Origin of the sequence: Pseudoalteromonas haloplanktis ATCC 14393 (assembly GCF_000238355.1) — a bacterium.
Taxonomy (GTDB): domain Bacteria; phylum Pseudomonadota; class Gammaproteobacteria; order Enterobacterales; family Alteromonadaceae; genus Pseudoalteromonas; species Pseudoalteromonas haloplanktis.
Genome location: NZ_AHCA01000013.1, coordinates 44,612 through 57,314, shown reverse-complemented (window position 1 = coordinate 57,314; position 12,703 = coordinate 44,612). Strand labels below are relative to the sequence as shown.

General features: G+C 42.9%; 8 protein-coding genes. 6 read left to right on the top strand and 2 right to left on the bottom strand.

The genetic code is table 11. The features are described from left to right. The first annotated feature begins 69 nt into the window (after window positions 1-69). The 5 genes from prlC (at window position 70) to PHAL_RS0119300 (ending at window position 6,880) form a co-directional block, all read left to right on the top strand. Window positions 70-2,121: an oligopeptidase A gene (gene prlC / locus PHAL_RS0119320; RefSeq protein ID WP_016710085.1), complete on the top strand. Its 2,052-nt coding sequence runs from the start codon at window positions 70-72 to the stop codon at window positions 2,119-2,121. Window positions 2,122-2,270: 149 nt separating this feature from the next. Then, window positions 2,271-3,449 (top strand): response regulator, encoded by a 1,179-nt coding sequence (locus PHAL_RS0119315; protein WP_016710084.1) that lies wholly within the window; start codon window positions 2,271-2,273, stop codon window positions 3,447-3,449. 57 nt (window positions 3,450-3,506) lie between these two features. Then, complete coding sequence (locus PHAL_RS0119310; protein WP_016710083.1) at window positions 3,507-4,262, top strand: class I SAM-dependent methyltransferase; 756 nt, start codon at window positions 3,507-3,509, stop codon at window positions 4,260-4,262. 120 nt (window positions 4,263-4,382) lie between these two features. Beyond that, window positions 4,383-6,308, top strand: a complete 1,926-nt coding sequence (locus PHAL_RS0119305; protein ID WP_016710082.1) for a methyl-accepting chemotaxis protein — start codon at window positions 4,383-4,385, stop codon at window positions 6,306-6,308. Window positions 6,309-6,406: 98 nt separating this feature from the next. Continuing rightward, complete coding sequence (locus PHAL_RS0119300) at window positions 6,407-6,880, top strand: peroxiredoxin (protein WP_016710081.1); 474 nt, start codon at window positions 6,407-6,409, stop codon at window positions 6,878-6,880. Between the two features lie 96 nt (window positions 6,881-6,976). Here the strand turns inward: PHAL_RS0119300 and PHAL_RS0119295 are convergent, their stop codons facing one another. Continuing rightward, window positions 6,977-9,100 carry a S8 family peptidase gene (locus PHAL_RS0119295; RefSeq protein ID WP_016710080.1) on the bottom strand — a complete coding sequence of 708 codons (2,124 nt, stop codon included), beginning with the start codon at window positions 9,098-9,100 and terminating at the stop codon, window positions 6,977-6,979. A gap of 326 nt (window positions 9,101-9,426) precedes the next feature. Here PHAL_RS0119295 and PHAL_RS0119290 point away from each other — a divergent pair, with 326 nt between their 5' ends. Next, window positions 9,427-10,611 (top strand): BaiN/RdsA family NAD(P)/FAD-dependent oxidoreductase, encoded by a 1,185-nt coding sequence (locus PHAL_RS0119290; RefSeq protein WP_016710079.1) that lies wholly within the window; start codon window positions 9,427-9,429, stop codon window positions 10,609-10,611. Window positions 10,612-11,258: 647 nt separating this feature from the next. Here the strand turns inward: PHAL_RS0119290 and mgtE are convergent. Further along, on the bottom strand, window positions 11,259-12,617 hold the full coding sequence (mgtE, locus tag PHAL_RS0119285; protein ID WP_016710078.1) for a magnesium transporter: 1,359 nt from the start codon (window positions 12,615-12,617) through the stop codon (window positions 11,259-11,261). Window positions 12,618-12,703: the final 86 nt, after the last annotated feature.

The window sequence follows — 12,703 nt, the reverse complement described above, 5'->3', positions numbered from 1 at the left end:
AAAGCCCCTTGTATTTCAACAGATACGCCCCAACTTAAAAATCATATTCGAAACGACTTGAGAGCTAACATGAGCGATTTACAAAATAACCCACTAATAGGCCTTGAAGGCTTACCGCCATTTTCTAAAATCAAGCCTGAGCATGTTGTGCCAGCGCTCAAAGCGGGCATCAGTGAGTGCCGTGCAAAAATAGATGAAGTGTTGGCTAATAAATCGTTCACTTGGCAAGACTTAGTGTTACCGCTTGAAGAAGTGGATGATAAGTTATCACGTATGTTCTCTCCCGTATCGCACATGAACTCAGTGGTAAACTCTGATGAGCTACGCGAAGCCTATGAACAGTGTTTACCGCTTATCTCTGAGTATTCAACTTATGTTGGTCAGCATCAAGGTCTGTATGAAGCGTATAATGCGTTGCATAATAGCGATGAATTTAAAACCTTAAGCGCAGCAGAGCAAAAAACGATCACCAATGCACTGCGCGATTTTGAGCTTTCAGGTATTGCCTTGGCACCAGAGCAGCAAAAACGTTATGGCGAAATTAGTGCGCGTTTATCTGAGCTGGCTGCAAAGTTTGGTAATAATGTAATGGATGCCACCTTGGCTTGGCAAAAACACATTACCAATGAAAGTGAACTTGCGGGTTTACCTGAATCGGCATTAGCGCTGGCGGCAGATACTGCTGCAAGTAAAGAATTAGATGGTTGGGTGTTCACGTTAGATTTCCCATCGTACTTGCCAATTATGACTTATGCAGATAACCGCGAGTTACGGGAAGAAACGTATACGGCATTTGTCACCCGTGCGTCTGATCAAGGTCCTAACGCGGGTGAATTTGATAACTCAGCAATTATGAGTGAAGAACTGGCGCTACGCCATGAGTTAGCTCAATTGTTAGGTTTTGCCAGCTACGCTGAAAAATCACTGGCAACTAAAATGGCTGAAACACCTGAGCAGGTATTCTCATTCTTAGAAGACTTAGCCGCTAAATCTAAGCCGCAAGCAGAGCAAGAACTCGCTGAGTTACAAGCTTATGCTAAAGATAAGCATGGTATTGACGAGCTTGCTGCGTGGGACTATGGCTATTATGGCGAAAAGCTAAAGCAAGAGAAATACTCAATATCAGACGAAGTACTGCGTCCGTATTTCCCAGCAGATAAAGTGCTAAGCGGCTTGTTTGAAACAGTAAATCGTTTATTCGGTATTACCGTAAAAGAAGTAAAAGACTTTGACAGTTATCATAAAGATGTACGCTTCTTTGAAATCTACGATAACAGCAATACCTTGCGTGGTCGTTTTTACCTAGACTTATATGCACGCGATCACAAGCGTGGTGGTGCGTGGATGGATGATTGTATGGGCCGCAAAGTTCGTGCGAACGGCGAGTTGCAAACTCCTGTAGCCTATTTAGTGTGTAACTTTAATAAAGCGGTTGGCGATAAGCCTGCATTGTTTACGCATAACGAAGTAACAACCTTATTCCATGAGTTTGGCCATGGTATTCATCACATGCTAACGCAAGTTGAAGCGGCACCGGTTGCTGGTATTAATGGTGTTGCCTGGGATGCTGTTGAGCTACCAAGTCAATTTTTAGAAAACTGGTGTTATGAAGAAGAAGCGCTTAATTTTATTTCCGGTCATTTTGAGACGGGCGAGCCATTACCTAAAGAGTTATTGGATAAGCTATTAGCAGCTAAAAACTATAATTCAGGCATGCAAATGTTACGTCAAATTGAATTCTCATTGTTTGATTTTAGAATTCATAATGATTACCAAGCGGGTGAAGAATGCCAAATTCAAGCGCGCTTAGACGAAGTGCGTAGCCACACCTCTGTTGTTAAGCCACCGGAGTTTAACCGTTTTCAACATGGTTTTAGCCATATTTTTGCTGGTGGCTATAGCGCCGGTTATTACTCGTATAAATGGGCTGAAGTGCTTTCAGCTGATGCATTTTCTAAATTTGAAGAAGAAGGTATTTTTAACCCAGAAACGGGCCAAGCCTTTATGCAACATATTTTAGAAAAAGGCGGCAGTGAAGAGCCAATGGAATTATTTAAGAACTTCCGTGGCCGCGAGCCAAGTGTTGAGGCATTACTGCGCCACAGTGGTATAGCAGCATAAGCACTATGTACATTAAGTTGTTTTAAAAGCGCCGTTTGGCGCTTTTTTATTGTTTAATTTAACCTGTGTGATGATGAATTCTAATAAATTGTCGCAAAATAATAGCTCCGTACTATGCTTTTTAAGTAATTAATAAAAAGGAATGGGGCATGACAAAACTGGTACTGGCGATTGATGACGATAAGTACGTTCACCATGTAATTGAAGAATCATTAGCAGGTTTTTGTCAGCTAATACATGCTAAAAATGGTGATGATGGACTCAGACAAGCACTAAAATATAATCCCGACATTATTTTACTGGATGTAGAAATGCCCGGGAAAAGCGGTTATCAAGTATGTACTGAACTTAAAAATAATGAGCAGACTAAAGACATCCCCGTAATGTTTTTATCTGGCAAGAGTGAGTTACCAGAGCGCGTTAAAGGCTATAACGCAGGGGCCGCAGATTACATTGTTAAACCCTTTAATGCCGAAGAATTAATGGCACGCATTAGGGTGTTATACCAGTACCGCCAGCATTCAATAAAGTTAAAAAATGATGTTGAGCGAGCGCAGATCACCGCTGAAATAGCTATGACAGATTCAGGCGATATGGGCCGTATCATGCGATATGTTGGGCAAACGTATCACGCGCATGATCTGCAATCATTATCGAGCTATTTTTTTGAGTTTTTCCGGCCGTTAAACCTCGATGTGGTGGTGGCTTTTTGGTATCAAGATGTGGGAGTGGTGTGTACTGATGATGGCGGCGTTTGCCCATTAGAGCAAGAGCTGCTAGAAAAGCACCGTTATTCAAACCGGTTTGTTGACTTTAGCAGCCGCACGATAATTAATTACCCTAAAGTGTCTATTTTAATTAAAAACATGCCCCTTGATGATGTGGCACTGTATGGCCGTTATAAAGATTTATTCCCGCATATTTTGGAAGTCACTAACGCGAAAATTCAAGATATGGAAGTAAACGAAAAAGCGCTAGCCCAAGCACACACTGTGGGTAATGCCTTTAATGAGCTTGCCTCGCAACTGTTTGGCAGCAGTGAAGCGCGTGAAAGCACAGTCGCAGTATTGGCAGCCCAGCTAGCAGAGTTACGCATACTGTTGCAACAAAGCTGCGCTGCCGATGATCAGGCATTAGCATCACACATAGCGCAGTTAGAGCAAACGCAGTTACAGTTAGCTACCTTGAATGATGATTTAACTTTTATTGAACATCAGCTTAATCATATTATTGATTCGCGTAGTGAGTTGATCGACAGTTTAAGTAAAATTGCTAGCCCCGAACACACTCAAGACGTTACATCACAAACCGATATTGAGCTATTTTAGTGCTATGACGCTGAGCAGTTGATATACTTCGCGGGCTATTTACGGTCGGAGTTTATTTTGGTTATACAGTGTCCTTTTAAAGAAGTACGTCCTTATCTCAATGAAATCGAGCAGCGTTTTGGGCTAGTTGAATGGGCGGCAAACACGGCTGGCTTTTCATTACATTATGATGATCAAGGGCTCAGTCTGCGTAAAACCGATGAACCAAAGCTTGGCGCTATCAGTGTTGATTTTGTGACGGGGGCTGTTGCTCATCGTCGTAAATTTGGGGGCGGTAAAGGGCAATCTATCGCCAAAGCGGTAGGCTTAAATAAAGGCGCAACGCCGGTTGTGCTCGATGCCACAGCAGGCCTTGGCCGTGATGGCTTTGTTTTGGCATCACTGGGTTGTAAGGTGATTTTACATGAACGCCATCCTGTTGTAGCCGCATTGCTTTATGATGGCTTACAACGTGCTTATAATGATATTGAAATTGGCTCGTGGATGAAGCAAAACATGAGCTTAGTATTTGGCTCTAGTCATACCTTACTTGCACAATGTGAGAGTATGCCAGATGTGGTTTACCTTGACCCTATGTTCCCCCATCGTGAAAAATCAGCACTGGTTAAAAAAGAAATGCGGGTGTTCCAGGATTTAGTCGGCGCAGATAACGATGCCGATGATTTACTTGAATTTGCCTATCCACTTGCCAGTAAACGAGTTGTTGTTAAGCGCCCCGACTACGCACCGTTTTTAAATAATAAAGCTCCAAGCATGCAAATCAAAACCAAGAAAAACAGATTCGATGTATACGTAAAAGCGGCAATGGTGTAGTCCTTTATTCGTATATTTTAAATTTAATCTCATTAACCATCAGTGTTTAATGCGGCTTTTCATTAAATTGTCATAAATAGTTAATAGTGTACGCGCAGTTATTTAGAGGAATTGAATTTCATGCGCGTGTCATCATTTACTCGGCTATTAGCTATATTGTTGGCATTAGCCAGCCTGCTATTAGGCGGCACTCTGTTCTGGGCAAGTCAAACATTAGTTAAACTTGAACAGCAAGACCATTCTTATAATCAATTAAAAAATAAAATACTCGTCGATTTAAAAGGCTTACTTGAAGATTATTTAGCTCAGGGCGATAGTCTGTATTTAGGGCAAGCGTCAGATTTAATTAGCCAAGTAAAAAGCACTCAGCTGGCTATTTTACCTAGTGACTTAAAGCAGCAGTTGGATACGCAATTAACTCAGCTAGATACGGAAATAAACGGTAAATATCGTGCGTTGGGTAAACTTTCCGGTAATGAAACTGCATTACTGGATAACGCGCTTAGGCAAATGGCGGGCTCCGCGTCTTCTTTAATTGGTTATGCCAATAAAGCTGCGCAACAAAATATACATGCGCTTGATTATTATCAGCTTGCTAGTGATTACTATCGTGAAGTGACTAATTTGTCGTTATTTACATATCAATTATTGCTGAGCTTTGATCAAGATACGCAAGCTAATTTGCAGCAAAGTATTACTAACTTAAATCGATTAGCGCAGCAGATAGATGAGCTTGAAAACTTAGGCGTGATGAGTGAAGTTGAAGAAGATAGTTTATTTTTTGATGAAGAAGCCGAAGATTTAGCTGACGAAATTAAAGCCGAACTAAGCAGTTGGCCAAACCGTTATCCACGTGATTTAGAAAATACCATTGCACAAGCTCAGCAACGTCAAATTGGTATGCAAGCCATGCGCAAACAAATTAGCACGCTTTCTGAGACGGTTATTAACGCCGAGCAACAACTTAAAATTCAACAAGGTACGTTAAAACAGCAAGTGCTAGTGGTGTTTTGTATTGCTATTAGCATGTTAGTGGTATTAGCTATTGGGGTTTATTTTGTACAGCGAAATCAAGTATTAGCACCACTTCGCCAGTTACGGGATGGGTTTGCATTTTTAATTGAAAGTAATGAGTTAAAAAATATAGAAAGTAAAAACCCAAAAACGGAAGTGGGTGAAATTGCTCATTACTTCAATCAGTTAATTGAGCGCCAGCGCCTCGAGGCAGATGAGCGGGCACAAATGCTAAAGGTGATTAATGACTTTATGCAAGAGATGAGCGAGCACTTACAAACAATAAGTGAGCAAACTGATGCCAGTCACCATCAAGTGGAGCAAAACCAAGGGTTACTAACGGATATTCAACATATTGGTGAACAAGTTAATGATATAAACGGCAAAGTAGCAGATAACGCGAAGCACACCTTTTCAGCAATGGAGCAAAGCTTAGGCTTTGCACAGAATATGTTAAGTGCTAGTTCGAATACGCAACAACGTGTCGATCAAGGTTTACATAGCCTACAAGAACTACTCAGCGGCGTACAAGATGTTGGACAAGTTATTGAGATGATCCGCAATATTGCTGATCAAACCAATTTATTGGCGCTCAATGCGGCAATTGAATCTGCTCGTGCTGGAGAGCATGGCCGTGGTTTTGCTGTGGTAGCGGATGAAGTACGTAAGTTGGCTCGTCAAACCCAAGGTTCACTGAGTGATATTAATAGCCAGCTAAACCTCTTGAGTGAAAATTCAACCATGGTATCAACGCAAATATCAGCACTGGCCGATGACGCTCAATTACAGACTAAGAATGCGCAAGAACTAAAACGTAATTCAGAAGGGGTCGCCGATAACGCCCAAGACGCTAATAAAGTCGCGTTTGAAGCAATGGAGTTAGCAAAACAACAAAATGCATTGTTGGATAATTTTAGCCAGTCAATGCAAAGCATGAAAGGCCAAGTGAGTGAGTCAAGCCTACTAGTGGCTGATATTCACCAACGTTTACAGCAGCAAATGCACACAATTCGTAGTAGTTTGGGGTTGTAACTTTGGTTGCAAGCTACTCGTTTTTAGGTGTTAGGGTAGTAGGCACTTTTGTGCTATTTTGAAGGCGTTCAGAACCTATTACTTTAAAAGGAAATATTATGATTTCTCAAGGCCAAGTATTACCAGCAATTAGTCTTACGCAATTAACCGACGAGGGTATGCAAACACTGACTAATGACGATTTATTCGCGGCTAAAAAAGTGGTGCTATTTGCCGTTCCAGGGGCATTTACACCAACCTGTTCAAATGCACATTTGCCTGAATTTATTACGCTTGCAGATAAAATAAAAGCGAAAGGTGTCGACGCTATTTACTGCGTATCAGTGAATGATGCCTTTGTTATGAAAGCGTGGGGTGAAGCACACAATGCCGAGCATATTCAAATGCTAGCAGATGGTGATGCAAGTTTTACCAAAGCACTTGGTTTAGACAAAGACACTGCTGGTTTTGGTGGTGTTCGTTCAACCCGTTATGCGATGATTGTTGAAGATCAAACTGTTACTGGTTTGTTTGTTGAAAAAGACAAAGAATTTGTAGTCAGCCGTGCAGAAGCCGTGTTAGCACAGTTATAATAAAAAAGCCGAGCAAAGCTCGGCTAAAAATCACCAGGGGAAACTGGTTGAATAAGATGCGAGTGTCAATAATATTGAAACTCGCATTTTTATTGCTTACGGCTGATATTGCGCGTCAAGCGTTAAACCAGCAAAGGTTTTATATGCATTTACACTCAGATGCCAAGTGCCCGCTTGTGGATTACTGAATGTACATGTTTCAACGTTACCATTTTTATAGGGGCGGCAATCATAACTAGCGCTGGTTGGTTGGCTGCCAAATTTAACGAATAAATCAGCATCACCCGAGCCGCCAGAGGTCGTTACGGTAAAGTTCGCCATACCTGCTGGGACATCTAAAGTGTAGTGTTTCCACTGACCAGCACTCGCTGCTACATTTTCAACCGTACCACCACCTGCTTGTGGGTTACCTGTACCACCTGAGGTTGTTAAATTACCGACTAAACTCACATTTGCGTAAGCTGAATAGCCGCTCAGCATGACATGATATGTTCCTGCTGTTGGGTTATTGATAGAGCACTCTTCGTTATTGCCATTTTTATATGGACGACAATCATAAGTTGATGACGTTGGCACGCTGCCAGCACGTACGTACATATCTGCATCGCCACTACCGCCACTCATAGTGAAAGTAACATTTGCAGCGCCACTTGGTACGGTCATCGTATAGAATGTAGTACTGCCTGCACTACCACTTAGGTTGGTTAGTGCTTGGCCATCAACTAATTCATTACCTGTTGGTGGTGGCGGTGTTGTTCCTCCAGCAGCAGCAACAGCGGCGGCGGCATCAACAATACCAGTACCACAGTTAGTACAGGTTGCTGGGAATGAACGGGTTGTTGACTTTAAGATGCTCTCAATTTCGTCAGGCGTTGCACTTGGCTTAACCTGTTTAATTAATGCAGCAACACCAGCAACGTGTGGTGCTGCCATTGATGTACCTTGTGAGTAGTGGTAGCTATCATTTGAAGGGCTTGATGAGCCTGAGTTATGAGTTGAAAGCACACCCTCAGAGTCATTCGCAAAGCTTTGCGCGCCACCCGGTGCTGCAACATCGATAGATGTACCATAGTTAGAATAATAAGCACGACCGCCATTACGACCAACCGAAGCAACATTTACTACGCCACTACAGTTACCAGGGTTGTAGTTGTTAGCGTTGTCGTTATCGTTACCTGCGGCAATTACAATCACTGTGCCGTTATTACGCGCTTGGTTAATAGCAGATTGTGTGGTTGAGCTACACGAACCGCTACCGCCTAAACTCATGTTGATAACATCAGCAGGGTTCGCATTTGCAGGCACTCCAGATACAGAGCCGCCTGATGCCCAAATAATCCCGTCAGCAATATCTGATGTTAAACCACCGCATTTACCAAGCACCCGAACTGGTACTACTTTCGCGTTGTATGCAACACCGGCAACACCTTCGCCATTATTTGTTACTGCAGCAACTGTACCTGCCACGTGAGTGCCGTGCCAGCTAGAGCTTTGTGCGCCATGAGTATAACCACATTCGTTAGCACTGATCGCATCACCTGGATCGCGAGCATCACTATCGCGTGCGCCACCATCATTAGCAACAAAGGTGTCAGAGATCATATCGTAGCCTGGTAAAATATTGGCGTTAAGATCAATATGTGGACGGTAACCTGTATCGAGCACCGCAACGGTTACACCGCTACCAGTAGCAGTATCCCATGCTGTTGGCAGGTTTAAACCGCCAGCTTGCTCATAGTAATGCCATTGATCCGCATACATAGGATCATTGGGGGTGGCGAATGGCTTTAACATTTGGTCAATTTCAATGTATTCAACATTGCCAGATGCAATTACTTCCTGCATATATTCTTGCGCTTCATTTGGACTTAGTTTTTTCTCTGCACGCATTACATGGTGATTGCTTAAAGCCATAGCTCGAACGTATTTCGCCTTCACTTTACCCTTTTTGCTGGTAAAGTTCTTCACAAAGCTCTGTGCTTTTTTGTTCATCATTTGTGGGCTAATCTCAGTTGCCGAAAGCGTTGCCATTTCGCTGCTATTACTTTTATATTTGATAATAAAGCGAGTACCTAGCGGGTCTTGGCCTTGCAGTTTTACTGCTGTTTCAGCCATTGATGGCATAAATGCTTGGCTTGGATTTGCCATACTCGTAGTGGCACCAAGTAGCGTGCCTAATGTTAGTGCTATCGCACATTTTTTAAATGTTGTTGTTGTCATAATGATCCCTAGATTGTAATGGTTTACTTCGCGATTGATTATCGAGAAGGGGAACAAAGGTAAATGATCTGTTAAAATAGTTAAAATAACGTTTTATTATGACTGTCTCTATTTTGGTTATATCAGGATGTTTATATGGCTAAATACGCATTTATGATTCTTACAATGCAGTCTTGATAGTTATAAAGTATTGGTTTGTTTGTGCGGTAGTATGAGGGGGCATTTATTTTTTACTTTTTATTGTTAATAATTAAATAGTGAAATACCACTCAGTTTGTACTTTTAAATTTGCTACAATTGCAAAAATTTCCTGATGAGATGAACAAATGACCCAAGTAGATGTAATAGTGATCGGTGCTGGTGCCGCAGGTTTAATGTGTGCAGCGCAAGCAGGTTACCGTGGCCGCAGTGTTACAGTGCTTGATATGGGCAAAAAGCCAGGTCGTAAAATTCTTATTAGTGGCGGTGGACGTTGTAATTTTACTAACGAAAATGCCAGCCCAGAAAACTACTTATGTGGTAATCCTCATTTTGTTAAATCTTGTTTGAGCCGCTATACACAGCATGATTTTATTGAGCTGGTGGACAGACACGGTTTGGCATATCACCATAAGACCCTCGGGCAATTATTTTGCGATAACAGCGCGCAGGATATTGTTGATATTTTACTTACCGAATGTGAATGGGCCGGCGTTAACATTGCGCTGCGCAATGAAGTGTTGCGTGTTGAAAAAACGGATGCGGGTTACCTTGTGAGCACAGAGCAAGGGGAATTCCGTTGTGAATCACTCGTAGTTGCAGCGGGTGGTTTAACTATGCCAAAACTAGGCGCAACACCCATAGGCTATAAAATTGCAGAGCAATTTGGCTTAAAAGTATTACCGACCATGGCAGCTCTGGTGCCTTTTACTTTGCATCAACATGACAAAGACCGCTTTGAAGGGCTATCAGGTATTAGTATTCCATGCATTGTCAGCAGTGAAGACGGCACCCGCTTTAAAGAAAATATCTTGTTTACTCACCGTGGTTTATCAGGCCCCGCTATTTTACAAATTAGCTCGTTTTGGCGCGCAGGGCAGGCGGTGACTATTAACCTGTTACCAGAGCTTGATTTAAAAGCGCAATTAGCCACATGGCGAGAAACTCAAGCACAAAAATCATTAAAAAATAGCCTTGCCACTATTTTACCTAAACGCTTTATTGAAATACTACACGAGAGCAAAGCCATCCCAGACTGCAATGTAAACCAGCTTACCCATAGTCAAATTGACGAGCTAGCTAATTACATTCATAACTGGAAAATTAAACCAAATGGCACAGAAGGTTATCGCACAGCCGAGGTTACACTTGGTGGGGTAGACACCGACGAACTTAGCTCAAAAACCTTCGAAGCTAAAAAAGCCCAAGGGCTGTACTTTATTGGTGAAGTAACCGACGTAACAGGTTGGTTAGGAGGGTACAATTTTCAGTACGCGTGGAGCTGCGGCTTCGCAGCGGGGCAGTATTGTTAATTTGTGTGTAGAGTGACAATAGAGTTTGCCTGTAAGGGATACTTTAAACAATACTCTGCCCCTATGGTTTTTACTGTCTATACTCAGTGAATGTTGTAAATGCAGGCAAAGATTATGTTGTGTTTAATGTCGGGATTAACTAAATGTGCAAAGCGAAAGGAAGTAGACCGAAAGAAAATTTCCCCGCTTTTAAATACTTATTGGTGCCTTTGTCAGACTGAAAATGCTTTTTTACCTGCTTACGCGAACAGGGGAAGTTTCGGGACACAGCGTATTGAAGAGGTTAAAGGTGCTAGGCGCTAGGGAAGAGACTAGGGGCTAGGTGTCTTGGCTTTTGTGGGAACAGGCTTTAGCCGTGATTGTTTTTGGTTATGTGCTAAAGCTCATCGGCGCTAAAGCGCTCTCCTACAACCATTAAAGACTAGGAGCTAGGATTCATAGCTCGAAACTCGTTACCCGTAGCCCGTGACTTTTATTCTCGGTGGTGAATATAAGCCTGCGCGAGGTAAACTCGCGGCTACGGGTTTACACCGGTGTTTGGGGTTATTGTAGGCGCGGCTTTATGCCGCGCTTAAAAGGCGCTAGGTTCTAGGGAAGCGGCTAGATACTAGGGCCTAAAACCTAGCTTCTAGAACCTCTATTCCTATCTAGACTAACAACCAAGTTGCGGTGCCGAGAAAGGCAAAAATGCCTACAATATCAGTTACAGTAGTCAACACTACACTACCAGCTAGTGCAGGGTCTATTTTCATTTTCTTTAACAGTAGTGGGATACTTGCGCCGGCGACGCCTGCTGCGACTAAATTCATAAACATGGCAAAGGCGAGTACGCCGCCGAGTTTAAAGTCCCACTGCCATAGTGCGACTACACCTGCTATTAAAATTGACCATACCATGCCGTTTATAGCGCCGATCGCGAGCTCTTTCATTAGTAAAAAGCGTTGGTTAGTTTGGTTAATATGACCTACAGCGATACCACGGATCACTAGAGTAAGTGTTTGGCTACCAGCTACGCCACCCATTGAGGGCACAATCCCGTTGAGTACAGCTAGGATCGGTAGAATCGCTAAGGTGTTTTCAAAGAAGCTTGCTACAATTGCAGCGAGCAACGCGGTTAATAAGTTAACGCCAAGCCATACTGAGCGCTTTTTCGAACTTTTTAATACTGGGGCGAAGGTATCTTCTTCGTCGTCAAGACCCGCTAAGCTCAATAAGCTGTGCTCTGCATCTTCACGGATAACGTCAACGATATCATCGATGGTGATCCGGCCCAGCAGGTGGTCGTTATCATCAACAACAGGTGCAGATATCCAGTTATGGCGTTCGAACAATTGGGCTACTTCACTTTCATCCATGGAAATAGGGATTGATTCACAATCTTCGTCCATTAATTCGCGAATAACTTTATCCGGCGAGTTGGTGAGTAGCGTGGTGAGCGACATTGCGCCTAAAAAGCAGTTGTGTTTATCAACCACATAAAGGTCATCAGTGCCTTCAGGCAGTTCGCCACGTAAGCGTAAGTAGCGCAGTACCACGTCAATAGTGACATCGGGACGAATAGTGACCGTATCGGTATTCATCAATGCGCCAGCTGAGCGCTCTTGATAGGAAAGCGCTTGAGTTGCCCGCTCACGGTCTTGGCTATCCATGGCGCTGACAACGTCTTGGTAGACTGTGTCAGGTAAGCTACGTAATACTTCCCCTAAGTCATCGTGACTCATGTCTTCGGTCGCCGCAGCAATATGCTCTGGCGCCATTTGGGCAATGATCCCTAGGCGAACATCTTCAGAAAGCTCTTCGAGTACATCACCTTGTACATCTGGATCTACCAGTTGCCAGAGCAATGTACGAATTTTATGCGGCGATGATTCTAGTAGTAAAGCTGTGTCACAGGGAGCTGTTTTTGCCAACATACGCCTTACTTGAACAAATTGACCACTGTTAAGTGACTTGGTCACTTGCTTTAGTTGTTGTAGTGGGTAATCTTGTTCAAAAGCTTCTGGCATTGGCGTCCTTAAATAATAAATACACTTAATTGGTGGGATGAAACTTTGATAATTACACTGGTTGCGTTGACCAGTAGCTTATTAAG

Bases quoted from the DNA above. Each gene is read 5' to 3' on its own strand.
- prlC (WP_016710085.1), top strand. From the start codon at position 70: ATGAGCGATTTACAAAATAACCCACTAATAGGCCTTGAAGGCTTACCG.
- PHAL_RS0119315 (WP_016710084.1), top strand. From the start codon at position 2,271: ATGACAAAACTGGTACTGGCGATTGATGACGATAAGTACGTTCACCAT.
- PHAL_RS0119305 (WP_016710082.1), top strand. From the start codon at position 4,383: ATGCGCGTGTCATCATTTACTCGGCTATTAGCTATATTGTTGGCATTA.
- PHAL_RS0119300 (WP_016710081.1), top strand. From the start codon at position 6,407: ATGATTTCTCAAGGCCAAGTATTACCAGCAATTAGTCTTACGCAATTA.
- PHAL_RS0119295 (WP_016710080.1), bottom strand. From the start codon at position 9,100: ATGACAACAACAACATTTAAAAAATGTGCGATAGCACTAACATTAGGC.
- PHAL_RS0119290 (WP_016710079.1), top strand. From the start codon at position 9,427: ATGACCCAAGTAGATGTAATAGTGATCGGTGCTGGTGCCGCAGGTTTA.
- mgtE (WP_016710078.1), bottom strand. From the start codon at position 12,617: ATGCCAGAAGCTTTTGAACAAGATTACCCACTACAACAACTAAAGCAA.